Annotated in this window: 13 protein-coding genes; 6 read left to right on the top strand and 7 right to left on the bottom strand. The window is 54.0% G+C overall.

Annotation, left to right across the window (positions count from 1 at the left end; translation table 11 throughout):
* Positions 1 to 251 precede the first annotated feature (251 nt).
* From FM042_RS05185 to FM042_RS05160, 6 genes are all read right to left on the bottom strand, one after another.
* Positions 252 to 1,784, bottom strand: coding sequence for an FAD-dependent oxidoreductase (locus tag FM042_RS05185; RefSeq protein ID WP_232366364.1), 1,533 nt, complete (start codon positions 1,782 to 1,784; stop codon positions 252 to 254).
* Complete coding sequence (gltB, locus tag FM042_RS05180) at positions 1,784 to 6,259, bottom strand: glutamate synthase large subunit (protein ID WP_408608848.1); 4,476 nt, start codon at positions 6,257 to 6,259, stop codon at positions 1,784 to 1,786. The genes FM042_RS05185 and gltB overlap by 1 nt, the downstream gene beginning before the upstream one ends.
* 404 nt (positions 6,260 to 6,663) lie before the next feature.
* Positions 6,664 to 7,848, bottom strand: coding sequence for an organoarsenical effux MFS transporter ArsJ (arsJ, locus tag FM042_RS05175; RefSeq protein ID WP_143234992.1), 1,185 nt, complete (start codon positions 7,846 to 7,848; stop codon positions 6,664 to 6,666).
* Positions 7,849 to 8,046: 198 nt separating this feature from the next.
* The gene (locus tag FM042_RS05170) at positions 8,047 to 9,054 is read right to left on the bottom strand and encodes an ArsJ-associated glyceraldehyde-3-phosphate dehydrogenase (RefSeq protein WP_143234990.1); all 1,008 of its coding nucleotides are present in this window, start codon (positions 9,052 to 9,054) and stop codon (positions 8,047 to 8,049) included.
* 106 nt (positions 9,055 to 9,160) lie between these two features.
* On the bottom strand, positions 9,161 to 10,192 hold the full coding sequence (gene arsB / locus FM042_RS05165) for an ACR3 family arsenite efflux transporter (RefSeq protein ID WP_143234988.1): 1,032 nt from the start codon (positions 10,190 to 10,192) through the stop codon (positions 9,161 to 9,163).
* Positions 10,192 to 10,533 (bottom strand): ArsR/SmtB family transcription factor, encoded by a 342-nt coding sequence (locus FM042_RS05160; protein ID WP_185960708.1) that lies wholly within the window; start codon positions 10,531 to 10,533, stop codon positions 10,192 to 10,194. Before FM042_RS05160 ends, arsB begins: the two co-directional genes overlap by 1 nt.
* A gap of 435 nt (positions 10,534 to 10,968) precedes the next feature.
* On the opposite strand from FM042_RS05160, the gene FM042_RS05155 reads away from it, so the two are divergent.
* The 3 genes from FM042_RS05155 to FM042_RS05145 all read left to right on the top strand — a co-directional run bounded on the left by FM042_RS05155 (position 10,969) and on the right by FM042_RS05145 (position 14,382).
* On the top strand, positions 10,969 to 11,802 hold the full coding sequence (locus FM042_RS05155) for a substrate-binding periplasmic protein (RefSeq protein ID WP_143234984.1): 834 nt from the start codon (positions 10,969 to 10,971) through the stop codon (positions 11,800 to 11,802).
* 312 nt (positions 11,803 to 12,114) lie between these two features.
* On the top strand, positions 12,115 to 12,699 hold the full coding sequence (locus FM042_RS05150) for a TMEM165/GDT1 family protein (protein WP_143234982.1): 585 nt from the start codon (positions 12,115 to 12,117) through the stop codon (positions 12,697 to 12,699).
* Between the two features lie 102 nt (positions 12,700 to 12,801).
* Complete coding sequence (locus FM042_RS05145; protein WP_143234980.1) at positions 12,802 to 14,382, top strand: Na/Pi cotransporter family protein; 1,581 nt, start codon at positions 12,802 to 12,804, stop codon at positions 14,380 to 14,382.
* A 381-nt stretch (positions 14,383 to 14,763) separates the two neighbouring features.
* Here the strand turns inward: FM042_RS05145 and FM042_RS05140 are convergent, their stop codons facing one another.
* On the bottom strand, positions 14,764 to 16,776 hold the full coding sequence (locus FM042_RS05140) for a BCCT family transporter (RefSeq protein WP_143234978.1): 2,013 nt from the start codon (positions 16,774 to 16,776) through the stop codon (positions 14,764 to 14,766).
* Positions 16,777 to 16,908: 132 nt separating this feature from the next.
* Between FM042_RS05140 and FM042_RS05135 the strand changes: the two genes are divergently transcribed.
* The 3 genes from FM042_RS05135 to FM042_RS05125 all read left to right on the top strand — a co-directional run bounded on the left by FM042_RS05135 (position 16,909) and on the right by FM042_RS05125 (position 19,433).
* Positions 16,909 to 17,877 (top strand): calcium/sodium antiporter, encoded by a 969-nt coding sequence (locus FM042_RS05135; protein WP_143234976.1) that lies wholly within the window; start codon positions 16,909 to 16,911, stop codon positions 17,875 to 17,877.
* Positions 17,878 to 18,141: 264 nt separating this feature from the next.
* Entirely contained in the window at positions 18,142 to 18,606 is a 465-nt protein-coding gene (locus FM042_RS05130) for a DUF3429 domain-containing protein (protein WP_143234974.1), read from the top strand.
* Positions 18,606 to 19,433: a 3',5'-cyclic-nucleotide phosphodiesterase gene (locus FM042_RS05125; RefSeq protein ID WP_143234972.1), complete on the top strand. Its 828-nt coding sequence runs from the start codon at positions 18,606 to 18,608 to the stop codon at positions 19,431 to 19,433. Before FM042_RS05130 ends, FM042_RS05125 begins: the two co-directional genes overlap by 1 nt.
* Positions 19,434 to 19,486: the final 53 nt, after the last annotated feature.

Genomic DNA, 19,486 nt, shown 5'->3' with positions numbered 1-19,486 from the left:
CCTGGGGCGGAACGGTTGGAGATGCCGCGAAACACGAGTTTCACCCCTGGGGCGGAACGGTTGGAGATGCTGCGAAACACGAGTTTCACCCCTGGGGTGGAGTTGTTGAACTCCAATGGGGGAGCGGGGTGTGGGGGATTTGTTCGATCGCGGAGATCGGGGAAAAAACCAGTTTCACCCCTGGGGCACAATTGTTGAACCCCGCTGAGAATATGAGTTTCACCCCTGGGGCGGAGTTGTTGAAGCCCGGCTCAGAGGGTGAGGTGGTCGGTGATGGCGTTGGCGGCGGCGCGGCCTTGGGCGATGGCGGTGACCACGAGGTCGGCGCCTAGCACCATATCGCCGCCGGCGAATATTTTCGGGTTGCTGGTTTGCAAGGGAAGAGGTACTTTTTGCTGCGAAGCGGTTTCAGTTCTAGAACCGTCGTGCGTTTCATGAGCGTCGAAATCAGCGTCAGACTCGGTTCCAATAGAGCTCCCAGAAGCGGCAACCCCCAAACCATCCTCAGAAGGATCGGCTGCCACCACCAAGCCCGATTCATTCACTTCAACGCCAGCCTCCAGCAACCACGCGGGGGGATTCGCTTGATAACCAAACGCGAGCACCACCGCATCGGCAGGCATCACGAACTCAGAATCGGGCACCGGTTCCGGTTTGCGTCGGCCAGCGCCATCGGCCGGGCCAAGAGCCGTACGCACAAAACGCACCCCGGTCACGGCACCGTTTTCCGACACAATCTCTAGCGGCTGCAAATTAAATTCAAATACCACGCCTTCTTCCCGCGCGTTCTGCACTTCCTTGCGCGAGCCGGGCATATTGGCCTCATCGCGCCGATAAGCACACACCACGCTCGTGGCCTGCTGGCGCACCGCGGTGCGCACACAGTCCATCGCCGTATCACCGCCGCCAAGCACTACCACTCTCTGATCACGCAGGGAAATATAGGGATACTCCGGCATCGTCATCTGTTCAACTTCGCCGGTGTTGCCAATGAGATAGGAAAGCGCCGGATACACGCCGCTCGCATCCAGCCCGGGCAGCTTGCCATCCACTGCTTTGTATGTGCCTAGCCCAACAAAAACCGCGTCAAACTCATCGACAATATCTGCAAAGGCCACATCGGTGCCAATCTCGCAATTGAGCCGAAACTCAATGCCCATGCCCTCGAAAATCTCCCGGCGCTGGGTCATCACCGATTTCTCTAACTTAAATGCCGGAATGCCAAAGGTCAGCAAACCACCGATTTCTGGGTAGCGGTCGAACACCACAGCATCAATACCATTGCGCGCCAACACATCGGCACACGCCAAGCCGGCGGGGCCCGCACCAATCACTGCGACCCGCTTATCCAACCGCACGACACCGGACAAATCCGGCCGCCATCCGGCGGCAAACGCAGTGTCGTTAATATGTTTCTCGATGGCGCCGATGGTCACCGCACCAAAGTCGTCGTTGAGGGTACAGGCCCCCTCACACAAGCGATCCTGCGGACACACGCGCCCACACACTTCCGGTAAACTATTGGTTTGATGTGATAATTCCGCCGCTTCGATATACTTCCCGGCCGCCGCCAACTCCAACCACTGAGGAATATAGTTGTGTACCGGGCATTGCCACTCACAATAGGGATTCCCGCAGTCGATGCAGCGATCGGCTTGGCCGGCTACCTGCTCACCGGCCATGGGCTCATGAATTTCCACGAATGCAATTTTGCGCTCCGACAGCGCCCGCTTCGGCGGGTCCACCCGGCGCACATCCACAAACTGATACACGTTACGGCTCATTACATCACCTCCACGCGAATCGAACCGCTCGAGCGCGGTCGGTGACCAAGCATATCGCCCACAGCCTGAGACTTAGGCTTCACGAGCACAAACTTCGGCAGCCATTGCTCCAAATTGGCGAGAATATCTCGGGCCAGTTCGCTACCCGTGGCCTCCACATGATCATGAATATGGCTGCGCAAGTGCTCCACCAAAATTTGCTGCTGCACCGGCACGGTTTCCACCAAACCTGCATTCATGCGCGATACAAAGTCGCCGGATTCGTCCAGTACATAGGCCATACCGCCGGTCATGCCGGCGCCAAAATTAATGCCGGTGGGGCCCAGCACCACGACCACGCCGCCGGTCATATATTCGCATCCGTGGTCGCCAATGCCCTCAACTACTGCCGTCGCGCCGCTATTGCGCACCGCAAAGCGCTCGCCCGCGATACCCGCTGCATATAGGCGCCCGCCGGTGGCACCATACAAGCAGGTGTTGCCCATAATCACCGCTTCGTGGCCAACAAAGTCTGCCGCGGGATCCGGCGCAAGCACAATCTGACCACCGGCCATGCCTTTGCCCACATAATCGTTGGCGTCACCGAGCAAACGAAGATGCAGCCCCGGTGCATTCCACACCCCAAAGCTTTGCCCGGCGGTGCCGGTAAAATGGAGTTTTAAGGGTGTAGCGCTCAGGCCTTTTAGCCCATGCGTGCGGGCAATCAAACCGCTCAAGCTCGCCCCCACGGAGCGGTCGTCGTTACGAATGGCAAACTCAAATTGCGCCGATTGGCGCTGCTCAATACTTTCGCTGCATTGCGCCAGTAAGCGTTGATTTAGCTGCCCACGATCATGAGGCGGGTTTGATTCGGTGCAATACAAAGGCAGTGACGACTGCACCCCCGCAGACGCCAAAATCGGCTGAATATCCACTTGCGATTGCTTCTTCGAAAGACCGTCATTCACTTTTGCCAACAAATCCGTGCGCCCAATCAGATCGGTGAGTTTCTCCACACCCAGCGCCGCTAAGTAAGTACGCACTTCGTCTGCAAGCAGGTGAAAATAGTTTTCGACTTTTTCGGGCAGCCCTGAGAAATAGTGGTCGCGCAGGGTTTTATCTTGAGTTGCAACGCCAGTCGCGCAGTTATTTAAATGGCAGATGCGCAAGTATTTGCAGCCCAAAGCCACCATGGGGGCGGTGCCAAAACCAAAGCTTTCAGCGCCTAGAATCGCCGCTTTTACCACGTCGAGGCCGGTTTTGAGGCCACCATCCACCTGCAAACGCACCTTATGACGCAGGCCGTTGCTTACCAACGCTTCATGCACTTCGGCTAGCCCTAGCTCCCATGGCGACCCGGCGTACTTCACCGAAGTGAGCGGGCTTGCGCCAGTGCCGCCGTCGTAGCCCGACACGGTAATTAAATCCGCATAAGCCTTGGCCACGCCGGTAGCGATGGTGCCAATGCCCGGCTCAGACACCAACTTCACAGACACCAACGCCTTGGGGTTTACTTGTTTCAAATCGAAAATCAGCTGGGCCAGATCCTCAATGGAATAGATATCATGGTGGGGCGGGGGCGAGATCAGCGTTACCCCAGGTACCGAATAGCGCAGCTGGGCAATTTCTGCGGTCACTTTCTCGCCGGGCAGTTGACCGCCTTCACCAGGCTTGGCCCCTTGGGCTATTTTGATTTGCAGTACATCGGCGTGCACCAAATAATGAGGGGTCACCCCAAAGCGGCCCGACGCCACCTGCTTAATGCGCGAGTTCTTAAAGGTGCCAAAACGCTTGGGATCTTCGCCACCTTCGCCAGAATTACTATGACCGCCCAAGCGATTCATACCCACCGCCAAGGCCTCATGGGCCTCAGGGCTGAGCGCACCAATCGACATAGCCGCGCTATCAAAACGGGTAAAGAGCTGCTCTTTACTCTCTGGCTCAACTTTGGCGGGCTTGGCAGGCGGCACCAGCTGCATGAGATCCCGCAACATAGCCACCGGCCGCTCGTTCACCGCCTTGCAATAGCGTGCATAGGCATCGGCGTCGCGATGGTTTGCCGCTTGCTGCAGGCTAGTCACGACATCTGGGTTGTAGGCGTGGTATTCGCCGCCGTGTACGTACTTCAACAAACCGCCGTGCACCAAGGGTTTGCGCGGGAGCCATGCAGTGTGATGCAGGCGCTGCAGATCTTGCTGAATATCGTCGAAGCAGACGCCATTAATACGGCGATGACACACCGGGAAACAAAGATGATGCATGGCGTCGCTCACGCCAACTAGCTCAAATAGGCCCGCGCCGCGATAACTCGACACTGTGGAAATCCCCATTTTCGACAGAATTTTCAGCAGACCTTTATTAATGCCTTTGCGATAGTTGAGCACCGCATCGCGCACTGGCAAATCAATGCGATGCTGCTCAACCCACTGTTCGATGGTTTCATATGCTAAGAACGGATACACCGCCGTGGCGCCAAGGCCAATAAGCACGGCAAAGTGGTGGGAATCCCGAACTGAAGCCGTCTCCACGATAATATTGGCGTCGCAGCGCAGTTGTTCGCGCACCAATCGGGCCTGCACCGCGCCCGTGGCCATGGCCGCAGGAATCGGTAGTTGTCCTTTGGCAATGTGGCGGTCGCTGAGGATGATAATCACGATTTTATCGGTGCGCACGGCCGTAATTACCTCGTCGGCGAGGGCTTCTACTGCCTGTTGTAGGCTCTGTTTCTCGGGGTCGAAATAAAGCGAAAATGTGCGCCACGCATAGTGATCATCATCTAAATTTTTTAGCTGCTTTAAGTCCGTGTACATCAATACCGGCGATTCAAACAACACCCGATTAGCGTAACCGGAGGTTTCGTTAAACATATTCTGTTCACGACCAATACAGGTCGCCAGCGACATTACGTGACGCTCGCGGATGGGATCAATCGGCGGATTGGTGACCTGAGCAAACTGTTGGCGGAAATAATCGTAGAGCTGACGCGGCTGGTTCGACAGCACCGCCACCGGGGTATCGTCGCCCATGGAGCCCGTGGCTTCCTGACCGTCGATGGCTAATACTTTGATAACCTGTTCAATTTCCTCGCGGGTGTAGAAAAACTGCTTGTGGAAAGTGGCCATAGTCGGGTCGTCGAACAGACGCTTTCCAAGCTGACTCGCATCGGTATCTTCAAAAGGTGTAAGGCGCAAAATATGGGCGTCGAGCCAGGTTTTGTAGGGATGGCGCGATTGCAGATCCATATCAATTTCCCGCGAGCGCCAGATTTTGCCGTTGTAGGTATCTACCGCCAGCATTTCGCCGGGGCCCAGCCGGCCTTTTTTGGTAACGGCGGCGGGCTCGTAATCCCAGGTACCCACTTCCGAGGCCACGGTCAGATAATTATCGTTGGTGATCACGTAGCGTGCTGGGCGCAAGCCGTTGCGATCTAAGCTGCAAGCGACATGACGACCATTGCTTAACACCACGCCGGCGGGGCCATCCCAAGGCTCCATGTGCATAGAGTTAAATTCGTAAAAAGCGCGGAGCTCTGCCGACATAGTCGGGTCGCCCTGCCATGCCGGTGGAATCAGTAGGCGCATCGCGCGGAACAGATCCATGCCGCCGGCGAGCAGCAGCTCAAGCATATTATCCAGCGACGAGGAATCAGAGCCGCGATTGCTCACAAAAGGCGCGGCGTCTTGTAGATCCGGTAGCAACGGGCTGTGCATCTTATAACTGCGGGCTAGCGCCCACTGGCGATTGCCCGCGACTGTATTGATTTCGCCGTTATGGGCCAGAAATCGAAACGGCTGCGCCAGTGGCCAACGTGGTTGCGTGTTAGTGCTAAAGCGTTGATGGAAAACGCAGTTCGCGCTTTTTAGTCGCGTATCGGCGAGATCCGGATAAAACGTGGTTAAATCTTCGGGCATCATCAGGCCCTTGTAGACAATCACCAAGCACGAGAGTGAACAGACGTAAAAATCGGGGTCATCGAGCAGGCGCTTTTCCGCCCGACGGCGGGCCATAAATAACCGACGCTCAAGATCTTTCTTTCGCCATCCCGGCTGGGCAGTGACAAACACTTGGGCCATGACGGGAAGAGTGGAACGCGCAATCTCACCAAGCACGTCGGGATGAGTTGGGGTGTCGCGCCAGCCGTTGATGGTCAGGGTTTCTTTTTGTAGCTCTTCTTCGAGAATCTTCTTTGCGTGGGCTTGTTTTTTGGGGTCTGGGCTTAGAAAAATCTGGCCGATGGCAAATTTTTTGCCCAGCGACCATTGGTGTTCTTCGGCAATAGTTCGAAAAAAATCAGTGGGGAGCTGCATTAAAATGCCGCAACCGTCGCCAGTTTTCCCATCGGCGCCAATGGCGCCACGGTGCATCATACGGGCTAACGCAGTAATTGCCCGTTGAATAAGTGTATGGCTCGCCTCGCCGTTGAGATGCGCAATCAGGCCAAAGCCGCAATTATCGCGGACATCATTCGCCGGCGTATTCGCTCCATACAAGCTCACCATACAAGCCCTCCGCTGTTGTATATTCTCCATTCACCATATCAGAAAATCCCCAACCCGCGCATAAATCCCCTGAATGCCAACTATACCCCCACAACATTTGTGCCCCAGGGGTGGAATGCAGGTTCAGCGCCGTTTTCAACAATTCCGCCCCAGGGGTGGAGTTCAGTTTCAGCGCCTTTTTCAACAATTCCGCCCCAGGGGTGGAATGCAGGTTTCAGGGTGTCTCCGAGGTTCCATAAATCGCGCTGCATGCCCCGCCGAATGCAGCTTTTAACAATTGTGCCCCAGGGGTGAAACTCGTGTTTTCGGCCGACTCCGACAATTGCACCCCTGGGGTGAAACTCGTGTTTTGGGCCGGCTCCGATAATTGTGCCCCTGGGGTGAAACTCGTGTTTTCAGGGTTATAAGCGACGTACGATGATAGTGCTGGTGGCGAGGAAGGCGACGGAGACCAGTAAACAAGCGACAAAGCCCGCGGTTTGGAAGATCAAACCGGAAAGGACTGTACCTATGAGGCGGCCCATGGCGTTGGCCATGTAGTAGAAGCCGACGTCGAGGGATACGCCGTCGGCGTTGGCAAAGCGAATAATTAAGTAGCTGTGCAGTGAGGAGTTTACGGCGAACATAAACGCGAACATCAGCAAGCCGATAACAATCACCCACTGTGGGGCGACACCGGCGTTGAGCAACAACGCAATTCCTAGCGGCACGAGCGTTAATCCCGCAGCCCAGAGTACGGCGGCGTTGCGACTTGGCCCTTGTTCAATATCGCCATGGCCGCGTCCAGTTAACCGCGGCGCAATGCCCTGGATAAAGCCGTAAAAGATAACCCAAATGGCGAGAAACGCGCCAACTTGCCAGTGGTCCCAGTTAAACTGTTGGCTCAGTACCACGGGCAGAGCAATAACGAACCACACATCTCGGGCACCAAACAGGAACATACGCGCGGCGGATAAGATATTGATTGCTCGGCTTTTTGAGAATATTTCATTGAACTTAGGTTTGGCCTTCGCCTTACCCAACTCACTTTGCAGCATGATTAAACTGAGCAACCACGTAACTAGCAAAAGCGCCATTAAGGTGTAGAGTGCGCCGACAAATCCAAACAGCGTGAGCAGCAGGCCGCCGAGAAAGAAGCCGACACCCTTGAGTGCATTCTTCGAGCCAGTGAGAATCGCAACCCACTTATAAAGAGTGCTTTGAGCGTTATCAGGAACCAGTAATTTAATCGCGCTTTTTGCGCTCATCTTATTGAGATCTTTAGCGATTCCTGAAATCGCTTGAGCGGCCATCACCCACACAATGGTGAGAAATTCGGTAGGCACGGTAAGTGCTGCGAGGGCAATGATTTGAAGCACCAAACCAATTTGCATGGTTCGATTGAGCCCAATGCGAGCGCCTAAATAGCCGCCCAACAGGTTCGTGACGACGCCAAAAAACTCATAGAAAATGAATAGCATGGCGATTTCGAGAGGGGAGTAGCCGAGCTGGTGGAAAAACAGCACTACAAGCATACGCAAGGCGCCATCGGTCAGCGTAAACGCCCAATAATTTCCCGTAATCACCAAATATTGCTGCAGATTCATTGATTCTTCTTCTCAAAAAGGCCCTGAGATAACAGTTTCACCCCAGGGGCGGAATTGTTGAACAAGGCTCAAAACCTGAGTTTCACCCCTGGGGCGAAACTGTTAAAACTCAGCGCCGCCAAGGGGTGTGGGGGGATTCTACGGGTCTCGAAGATAGCTCAAAACCTGAGTTTCACCCCTGGGGCGGAATTGTTGTGGTTAGCGGGTGGCGATGCGTTTGGCGAGGTCGATAACGCGGTTGGCGTAGGCCCACTCGTTGTCGTACCACGCGTAAATTTTCACCTGCGTTTCGTTGATCACCATGGTCGATAACGCATCAACAATCGACGAGCGGGGGTCAGTTTTGTAGTCAATCGACACCAAAGGACGCTCTTCGTAGCCCAAAATTCCCGCGAGTTCATCGTCTGCGGCAGCTTTCAATGCGGCGTTCACCTCTTTCACAGACGTCGGCTTCTCCACTTCAAATACCACATCGGTGAGAGAGGGGCAGTCGATCGGAACGCGCACGGCGTGACCGTTAATGCGTCCTTCCAGCTCTGGGAAAATCATGGTAATTGCTTGCGCAGAACCGGTGGTTGTCGGAATCAGCGAGCCAAGCGCGCGAGCTCGGCGGATATCTTTGTGCGGTGCATCCAAGATGCTCTGGGTGTTGGTGAGCGCATGAATGGTCGTCATCGACGCATGCTTGATACCGAAATGCTCGTTAATCACCGCCACTACAGGCGCCAAACAGTTGGTAGTACACGATGCAGCGCTAACAATAGAATGCTCGAGCGGGTCAAAATCCAGATCGTTCACGCCGACCACAACATTGGGTACGCCCTTGCTTTTCACCGGCGCACTCACGACCACATGGTCGACGCCTTGATCCAGATAGGCCTGAATCGCTTCGGCGGTTTTAAATTTACCCGAGGCCTCAATCACGATGTCGCAGCCCGACCAATCGCCGCTGCCAATATCCTTGTGTTGCGTGTAACGCAGGCGTTGTTCATCAATAGTAATGGAGTTCGGATCGCTAGTGATATTACGGTCCCAACGGCCATGGGTGGAGTCGAACTCCAACAGGTGCGCCATCAAGTTACCGTCGCCGCCCGGGTCATTAATCATAACAAATTCAAACTCTTCGGCGCCAAAGCCAGCGCGAAGCGCAAGTCGCCCGATACGGCCAAATCCATTAATTCCAACGCGAATTTTTTTACTGCTCATACATTATTCCTTCTGTTGCGATGTCTTAAACGCAAGGACACATAAAAAATTCATGACATTCCACATTACTAGATATACGCAATAAGTTACAAATTTGCGTATAGCCTTAATTATTTTCGCTGCGGGCGTTGAGCCAGGGTGCCATGCGATTCGACAAGGCAACCAACGAAAGCATCACCGGGACTTCCACTAACACGCCAACGACGGTTGCGAGCGCCGCCCCAGAGGTGATGCCAAAAACGCCGATGGCCACCGCCACTGCAAGTTCAAAAAAGTTCGATGTGCCGATTAAACAGGCCGGTGCCGCGATGCGAGAGGGCAGACGTAAATACCATGCGCCGGTCAATGCGATGCCATAGATAAGGTAGGTTTGCAGCACCAAAGGAACCGCGATGAGCAACATCACAAAGGGACTGTTGACGATGGATTGCGCCTGCAAACCGAATAAAATCAATACCGTAAGGCAAAGGCCGATCACCGCTGTTGGTTTGAGGCGTAGTTGAAATTTCACCAGGGCTTCAGGGCCTTTGCGTAGCAGCCACCAGCGCACTAGCATGGCTGCGATGAAAGGAATCACGACATATAGCAATACCGACAAAGTGAGCGTGGCCCAAGGCACCGTGAGTTCGGTGAGGCCGAGGAGTAGGCCGGCGATGGGCGCGAATGCGAAGATTAAAATTACATCATTTACAGACACTTGCAGCAACGTGTAGGACGCGTCGCCGCGGGTCAGTTGGCTCCATACGAACACCATCGCCGTACAAGGCGCGACCCCGAGCAAGATGAGTCCGGCTAAGTATTGCGCTTGATTTTCTGGCGAAATGAAGTCCGCGAACACCATATAGAAGAAAAAATAGCCGAGTGCGAACATGGTGAAAGGTTTAATCAGCCAGTTCACGACCAGCGTAAGGATAAGGCCTTTGGGTTCGCGGGTGGCGAGCTTGATGGAGGTGAGATTGACTTGCGTCATCATCGGGAAAATCATGGCCCAAATCAGCACAGCGACGATTAGATTAACTTGCGCGTATTCCGCTTCGGCAATCCAGGCAAAAAGATCGGGGACCAAGAGGCCAAAAGCAATGCCACCACTGATGCACAAGGCCACCCAAACAGATAAATAACGTTCAAAAATTCCCATTAGCAGCAACGCTCCGGTATCGGTTCCATGTCCTTCAGATTATTCGACGCTTGTTCGAACGTTCTCGAATTCTGCTCGACAACATCCTTAGCGAGTTGCTGAACCCAATCTGGAAGCGCTTGATTTAATGAATAAAACATCCATTGGCCACGACGTTCCACAGTTACCAGACCGGCATTTCGCATAATCCCCAAGTGCCGCGACACCTTGGGCTGCGGCTGATTCAACGCGCAGGTGATTTCACACACGCAAAGCTCACCTTTCGCGTGCAACAAACCTAAGAATTCAACCCGATGTGGGTCTGCTAATGCTTTTAGTTGCCCTGATATTTGCTCAATCATATTTAAATATCCGAATATACACATATACAAATATACTACACCCATCCGTTTCTCAACAACACCCCAACATTTCCGCCCCAGGGGTGGAAGTCGAACTTTTCTCTCTTTTCAACATTTCCGCCCCAGGGGTGGAAGTCGAACTTTTCTCTATTTTCAACATTTTCGCCCCAGGGGTGGAAGTCATACTTTTCTCTCTTTTCGAGAACGGTGAAATCGGCGTGGAGCCTCCGTCAGTAATAGGGTTTAACAGTTTCACCCCAGGGGCGTAACCTATGTTTTGATGCAGCTCCGCGAGATTCACCCCAGGGGCGTAACCTATGTTTTGGTGCAGCTCCGCGAGTTTCACCCCTGGGGCGGAACTGTTCAACCTTGCGCGTTTGGGGTTGTGTTCTACACTAAAAGCGAGGCTCATAACCATTAACAAAGGAGGCCCTCATGAGATGGGTATCCGGAATGTTGTTAGCAGTAGCAGTAACCATGTTCGCTGCTTGTAGCCCGGCAGAACGCGAGGAAATTCAAGCACCTGAGCGTGGTGTTACTGAAGCATCCCTTGAACGGGACGTTCCTCCATGTCAATTAACTCTCGGTTTTGAAAGCTGGGAACCCTACCAATATATGAGCGCTGGTGGTGAAGTTGGGGGCGTTGATATTGAGATCGCAAAACGCGCGTTGTCTCACATGAATTGCACCCTTCAGGCGCAGCAAGGCAGCTGGATGGAGCTGATGGAATGGATTCAAAATGGCGACATCGATTTCGTGATGGGTGCATCGCAAACGCCCGCTCGAGATGAGTTCGCGTGGTTCTCTGTACCTTATCGTAACGAGCAGTTCAGCCTGTTTGTGCGCGGCGACCGGATGTCGCAGTACAATCAGTCGAATGTAGAAGAGTTTCTCGCCGCCGGCTTGCGAGTGGGAACGGTGAATGAGTACTACTATGGCGAAGAGCTGCAGAGCTTGATGTACGACTCTGAATATTCGACACAATTTGTGGGCGCGATGTTAAATGAACTAAACGTAGCACGAGTTCTGGATGGTGAAATTGATGGCTTCCTCGAAGATAACCTCGTGGCCGCGTCCATTATTCGTCGGCGTGGCTTAGGTGCCTTTATCGACAAGCATCAAATTAGCCTTCCAGCAACGGAAGTGTACGTGATGTTTAGCAAAGAATCCGTTGATAAAGAGCAAGTTGAGGTATTCAACGACGCGCTCCAAGAGCTGATAGACGAAGGCTTTATCGAACACGTCACCAATAGATACAGCTTTTATTAGGGCTTAGATTCAAACAATTAGTTAGGCCTCGTGGTGGAAACCGCGAGGCCTTTTTCTGTCAAAACACAAGTTCCGCCCCAGGGGCGAAGATTTCGGAGACCGCCTAAAACATGGGTTTCGCCCCAGGGGTGAAACTGTTGAAACCCTTTCGTGCGGCGGGTTTAAGCCAGTTTTGTCGCTCGCGGAGATGTCTAAAAACACAAGCTCCGCCCCAGGGGCGAAGATTTCGGAGTTCACCCCTGGGGCGGAATTGTTCGAGAGCCTTGTGGTATGATAGCGGCAAACGGCACCTCTAAACGATAAGATATTAATATGACTGAATTTTTAACGGCGTTGTTAGCCGTCGCAGCGGCAGAAATGGGTGATAAGACTCAATTCATCGCCTTAGTGTTAGCGGCCCGTTACGCCAATCAGAAGTGGGCCATTGTGATCGGCTTAGTGGCTGCGGCAGCGTTGATGCATGGGATCGCCGGAACACTTGGATTTTTCGTCGGCGATTTGCTCAATGGCAAATGGGTCGCTCTAATCGTCGGTGTAATATTCATTGCGATGGGGATGGCTATTCTGGTATCACCCAATGAGAAGCCCGACGAAGCCACGGATGTTCCAAAAAAGTATCTTCACTTGGGAGCCCTTGGGGCAAGTTTTCTACTCTTTAGCGTGTCTGAAATCGCCGATAAATCACAGGTGGCGACTATGATGCTTGCGGCCCATTACGACAGCATTCTGCGGGTAGCGTCTGGGGCTGCGGTAGGTATGACGTTGGTTGTGTTGCCGGTGATTTTTTTTGGAGCTTGGTTAACTAAGAAACTTCCGCTGAACGCGATTCGATACGCGGGAAGTGGTATCTTCGTGATCATCGGTCTGCTAAGTTTATACGAATATTTCAAAGGGTAAGCGCAAAAAACAGAGTTTCACCCCTGGGGCGAAACTGTTGAAAAAGGCTCGGGACACGAATTTCACCCCTGGGGCGGAATTGTTGAGCGACGGAGGGCGGGGATGACGTGGGTTGTAGTAACAATGGCGTTGGGTGGTCTGGGTTTGCTGCTGCTGGGTATGGGTATGATGACCGACGGCCTAAAATCCGCGGCGGGCAACAAATTGCATCAGTTCCTCGAGCGTTCCACACAAACAAAGTTACGAGCCGCTTTCACCGGGTTTAGCATTACTGCGATCGTGCAATCGTCGTCGGCGGTTATCGTCGCCACACTCGGCTTTACCAATGCCGGGATGCTGCGTCTAAAGCAGGCCGCTTGGGTCGTGTTTGGAAGCAACGTCGGCACTACCATGACCGCATGGATCGTCGCCCTCGTCGGTCTCAAACTCAAAGTAGAAATCATCGCCTTGCCCCTGATCGGCATCGGTATGCTGCTGCAACTCTTTATGAAAAAGTCGCGTTGGGCCCATATTGGCCTTGCGCTCGCGGGCTTTGGTGTTCTTTTCCTAGGCCTCGGACTACTCCGAGATGGCTTTATCGACGCAGCCGAATGGATTCCCATTGACCGCCTCGGCGCCACCGGCTGGTACGGCATTCTCCTTGGCGTGATCGCCGGAGCCGTGCTCACCGCCCTGATACAAAGCAGCTCGGCAGCGTTAGCCATCATTCTTACTGCGTCCGTAACCGGCGTGCTCTCCCCACTACTCGGCGCATCGCTGGTAATCGGCGCGAACCTCGGCACCACGGCAACGTCGCTACTCGCCTCCATCGGCGCTACAACGAATGCGAAACGTTTGGCGATGGTTCATCTTCTAGAGAAGGTATTCACCGGAACCATCGCGCTCACTTTGCTCGTCCCGCTCTGGTGGGTCTCCAACTGGCTCGCCGGTGGCGACGGGCGTACGAACATAAGCACCGGCCTGGCGCTATTCCATACGCTATTTAACTTGCTCGGCATCTTGCTGATGTGGTTTTTGTCCGACCATCTATTGCGCTGGGTGGAACGCCTGATCAAACAACCAGAACTCACCTCCGAGAAGCCCCGCTACTTAGATAGTACCGTGCTAGCCATGCCCGCCATGGGGGTGCCCGCGATGCACAACGAAATCAAACGTGTTTTTAAGCAACTCCTTGCTCGAGGACGCAAGGCCATCGATGAAGGTGCGGAGCCGGCTCCCGAAGAAGACGTCAACACCAGCGTTCTGCTCGATGCCATTGCAGACTTCTCCAATAAACTCGGTGCCCAAGGCAGCTTGGAAGAATTTTCCGAAACATTCTTAAACCTGAACTGGGCCCGAGAAGAGTGTGTGCAGTTGCGGGTCTTGTTTCACGAGTTACAAGATACTCCGAGGGAAGATATCGATGCGGCGCTGACCCCAGAACTCAAGAATGCCTTTATGGAGTTGCTGCTCACCGGTTCGCTCAAGCAGCTCAACGAAGCTGAGCGAGAAGATGCGATAGCGCACGTGAAAGCCTTAAGAAAAAGCCGCCGCACGGATCTATTGGCGCAAATCCGCTCCGGCGAGATTACCGCCCCAGAAGTGACGCGCCGCCTACAAGTAATCGCGCTCTTCGAAGAGAGTACCAAGCGCGTGATGCGCATCGCTGATGTCATCTACCCCGTACCAGATCCCACCGACTAACACATTCCGCCCCAGGGGTGGAATTCACGGAGCTCCCCCAAAACATACTTTACGCCCCAGGGGTGGAATTCACGGAACTCCCCAAAAACATACTTTTCGCCCCAGGGGTGGAACTGTTAGATCGCACTCCCGGAGAGGGCTACACGCGGATCTCACCGTTCTCGGAGATAGCGATAAACTCGAGTTTCACCCCTGGGGCGGAATTGTTGAAAGTAGCGGAGAACTCGAGTTTCACCCCTGGGGCGGAGTTGTTGAAAGTAGCGGAGAACTCGAGTTTCACCCCTGGGGCGGAGTTGTTGGGAGGCTGGAATTGATTTCGGGTATAAAAAAGGGCCCCATCAAGGGGCCCGAGCTAAACAGCGGTATTAAAGCGAGCGGAAATTACCGCACTGCGTCGAGGAACAACCAGTGGCGTTCGTATTGTTGCAAGATATCTGAAATCACTTGGTCTTTGCTCCAGCCGTAGATATCGTAATCTTGTCCGCCTTCGCGCAGATGCACTTCCGCTTGATAGAACTTGAGTTTCTCGTCGCGGCCTTTGCGCACGTCGCGCATTACAAAGCTCGGCGGGCGATACTCGCGCGGACGCACCGAATAGAAAAAGTCCATTTCATCGCCGTGCTCCGTTTGCAGCCAAACCCGACCGTCGTCGCCGCGCTCAATCTTCACAGTTATATTCTGCTTCTCAAGCTCAGCGGCTACCGCCGTCATCGCCGCTGTCGCCGTGGTATCGATAAAGGTCAGCACCTCATCTTTACTCGGCTGGCGCACTAAGCGGCGCAATTGCTGCTGCCAATTCCCTTGAGCGGCCGGCGCATTTAGTGCCGATTCCAGCGACACCCGTTTCACCACTTCAAGCCGCAGCGCCCGGATCAAGCCCCAACACATCAAGAGCATCACGATGGAGAACGGCAGCGCCGAGGCAATGGACGCGGTTTGCAGCGCCCCCAAACCACCGGCGAGCAAGAGCGCAATGGCAATCAAGCCCTCCAATGTACACCAGAAAATCCGCTGCCAGGTGGGTGAATCTTCGTCGCCGCCGCCAGAGGTAATAATATCAACCACCAGTGAGCCGGAGTCCGACGAGGTTACGAAGAAGGTCACCACCAAAATGGTCGCCACAATCGAGGCGAGGGTGGAGAACGGTAGCGCCTCAAAGAACTGGAACAACGCCACCGACGAATCCGCCATAACAGCGTCGCTCAACGACGTCATACCTTCCATCAAAATAAGATGAATTGCAGTATTCCCGAAGAAGGTCATCCACATAAAAGTGAAGCCCATCGGCACCAGCAGCACGCCTGTCACAAACTCACGAATGGTGCGGCCGCGTGATACTCGGGCAATAAACATGCCCACAAATGGCGACCATGCAATCCACCAACCCCAATAAAACAAAGTCCAGCCGCCCAGCCAGGTGTTAGGCTCACAATCAACACAGCCCTCCTGCATGCCGTAGGTGCTAGGGTCGTAGGAATACAAATTGAAGGTCATACTCACAATCGACGACAAATAGGTGCCAATGTTTTGCACCAGCGATTGCAGCAAGTACACGGTTGGGCCGGCAATCAATACGAAAATCAGCAAACCGACAGCCAAGAAAAGGTTCAGCTCCGAAATGCGGCGAATACCGCCGTCCAAGCCGAGCACTACTGATACCGTCGCGATAGCAGTAATAATCACAATCAGAGCAATCTGTACCCACACCGATTGATCAATGCCAACCAAGGCGTTAAGGCCAGAGTTGATTTGCAGTACCCCGAAGCCAAGCGACGTCGCCACGCCGAACAGGGTACCGACCACCGCAAAAGTATCCACGGTGTGACCAATAGGGCCATAAATCCGGTCGCCGATCAAAGGGTAGAGCGACGAGCGAATGGTGAGCGGAAGATTATGGCGAAAGGCAAAGTAAGCCAGCGACAGCGCCACCACCGCATAAATCGCCCACGCATGCAGGCCCCAGTGGAAGAAGGTAATGTTCATGGCCTCGCGGGCGGCGTCGAAGTTCTCACCCACGCCCACCGGTGGCGCAATATAATGCATCACCGGTTCCGCGACCCCGAAAAACATCAAACCAATCCCCATACCGGCACTAAACAGCATGGCAAACCAGCTTTTGTAACTATAATCGGGAGTAGAGTGGTCAGGGCCGAGCTTAATTAAACCAAAGCGCGAAAACGCCAAATAGGCCACAAAAATCAGGAAAAGGGCGACGACCATCACGTAATACCAGCCCACATGCGTCATAATCCACGATTGCACGGCGGAGAAAGTGGCGTTGGCGGTAGTCGGGGCGAAGATCCCGAAAAATACGAAGATGGCGGCAATTACCCCAGAGCCAATAAATACAGGGGGATTCCATAAAATGCGTGGTTTAGCGGACTCAGTGCCCATGTTTTCTGCCCTCTTTTGGGTGGTCAGTTTTGTGGTTTTTTTGCGAGCATGAATTCTCACTCTGATGCAGAGACGAATACACGTTTTTTCAGTATGATAGCAGAAGAATAAATTTTCGAAGGGAATGCGGGCATGTTGTTGGCGTTTGTCGCGATTATTTTTGGATTGGTGTTGCTCATTTGGAGTGCGGATCGCTTCGTGGAAGGGGCCGCGGTGTCGGCGCGACACTTTGGTATGTCGCCGTTGCTGATTGGTATGTTGGTGATCGGTTTTGGTACCTCAGCGCCCGAAATGGTCGTGTCGGCCTTTGCCGCCGCGCAAGGGAACCCGGGGCTCGCGCTAGGTAACGCGTTCGGTTCCAATACCGCGAATATCGGTTTGGTGTTGGGCCTCACCGCCGTGCTGGCGCCTATTACCGTGCATTCCAACGTGCTGCGTCGGGAAATGCCGGTGCTTATTGGCGTCACCGCGCTCGCTGGTTTGGTGGTGTGGAACCTCAATATCACCCGGCTCGACGCCATTATCCTGCTACTCGTATTCGCGGTGGTGATGGTGTGGACGGTGAAACAGGGCATGGGCGGCGACGACACGCTTGGCTCCGAGGCCCTAAGCGAGATCGACAGCCACGCCATGCCCATTCAACGCGCCATAATGTGGCTGTTTGTTGGATTGTTCCTGTTAATTGCCAGTTCGCGCGTGTTGGTGTGGGGCGCGGTGAGCGTCGCCGAGGCCATGGGCGTGAGCGATTTAGTGATAGGGCTTACCATTGTCGCCATCGGCACCTCGCTGCCAGAATTGGCCAGCGCCATAGTTGCAATTCGCAAAAACGAACACGACTTGGCTTTGGGTAACGTGCTCGGATCAAACTTATTTAACACACTGGCTGTAGTGGGGATTGCGGGTCTAATACATCCGTTCAGCTTTGAGCCAGCGGTGCTGAATCGCGACTACGTGGTGATGGCATTGTTCACCCTCGCGGTGCTCGTTTTTGCGTTCCGTCTCCCGCGCTGGAAGCGCCCCGGACGCATCAACCGCATCGAGGGCGCGCTCTTCCTCGCCGTTTATGTCGGCTACTTGGCCTGGGTAGTGCTAGCGCGGTAACTCTTGAACACTTACGCTCAACAGTTACGCCCCAGGGGTGAAACTCAGACGTAAAGCGATTTCCGAAAATCGTAGAATCGCCTACACCCCTCGTCATAACTGAGTTTCAACAGTTACGCCCCAGGGGTGAAACTCGTGTTCGGAGCTACTTTCAACAGTTGTGCCCCAGGGGTGAAAGCCGTGTTCGGCGCTACTTTCAACAGTTGTGCCCCAGGGGTGAAACTCAGAACTGCGGCAGAAATTAATTTAAAAACAGAGGTTTGTATGAGTCAGCAGAACATGTCCGAAGACGCCGTAATTACCGCAAACCGCCTCACTTGGGCGGGGATTGTGCCCTTCATCGGCACCGCTATCGTCGGCGCTATTGGCTTTTATCAGGCCCAGATGTTGTCGATATTTCTAATCTACAGCGCGGTAATCCTATCGTTTCTAGGCGGCATTCACTGGGGCTTGGTAATGGCGGGCAAACTCGAGCGAGCGCAAGGCTCACTGATCATCAGCATGCTGCCGCCGCTAGTGGCTTGGGCCGCCTACGCCTTCTGGCCACCACTGTGGACACTCGGTTTGCTCGGCCTCATGTACCTATTTTGGCTCAACTACGACCTGTCGCGAATAAGCGACAAGTGGTATCAGAACATCCGGCGGCCGGTGACCTTCGTCGTGGTAGGGTCGCATTTTCTTTGGTTTATCACCATTGCTACTGAGCTGCGCGTGGGGACGGTATCGTAATGAATGGGCAGATTCAGGTGCTTGGGTGCTCTGGTGGGTTGGGTTCTGAAACCGGATCGACCTGCATTCGCGTGGGGAAGTCGGTGCTGATCGATGCGGGCACCGGGCTGAGCAGCTTGCGCCTCGAAGCGATGCGCGAGATTAAACACGTGATTTTGACCCATGCGCACATGGACCACATCGCGTCGTTGCCGATGTTTTTAAGCAATATGTTTGAAGATGTGGACCACCAGGTGCAGGTGTACGCGCTACCACATACCATCGAAAAGCTACAAAATCATATATTTAACGACGAAATTTGGCCCGATTTTACCCGCTCTATGGGGCCGTGCGGCCCTGTTCTGAAACTGCATGAAATTCATCCCGGCGATGTGTTGGAGCTCGAAGGCCTCACATTTACCCTATTTCCGGTAGACCACACTATACCAACCGTGGGTGTGAGCGTGCGCGGGGCGTTGGGGATTGGTTTGAGTTCGGCTGGGGCACCTGAGGCGGGCGCGCAGAATCCAGCTTCTGAAACTTGGAGCAGTTGCGAGGAACGTGCCGGCACCGATCAGCACTTCGTTTTCACCTCAGACACCACCGCTGGCGAACTCCTCAACCGTGAGCTCAACAAACTCGGCGCGATCAACGTGCTAATGATCGAGTGCTCATTCCCCAACGAAAAGCACGAACTCGCTGTTCACACCAAACACATGACCCCAAATATGGTCGATGCCACATTAGAGAACCTCAAAATTGCTCCAAAAGAGGTATGGATTACCCACCTCAAACCCTCCAGTGAAACCAAACTCCGCCAACAACTCCGCCACCACCACATCCTTTAAGCGACGATTGCGGGGAGCATTGGTGGTATTGCAAATGATAACGATTGTCATTT

The sequence above is a fragment of the Aliidiomarina halalkaliphila genome (genome assembly GCF_007096385.1).
In the GTDB taxonomy this organism is placed as follows: domain Bacteria; phylum Pseudomonadota; class Gammaproteobacteria; order Enterobacterales; family Alteromonadaceae; genus Aliidiomarina; species Aliidiomarina halalkaliphila.
This window is presented reverse-complemented; position numbering and strand designations above follow the sequence as displayed.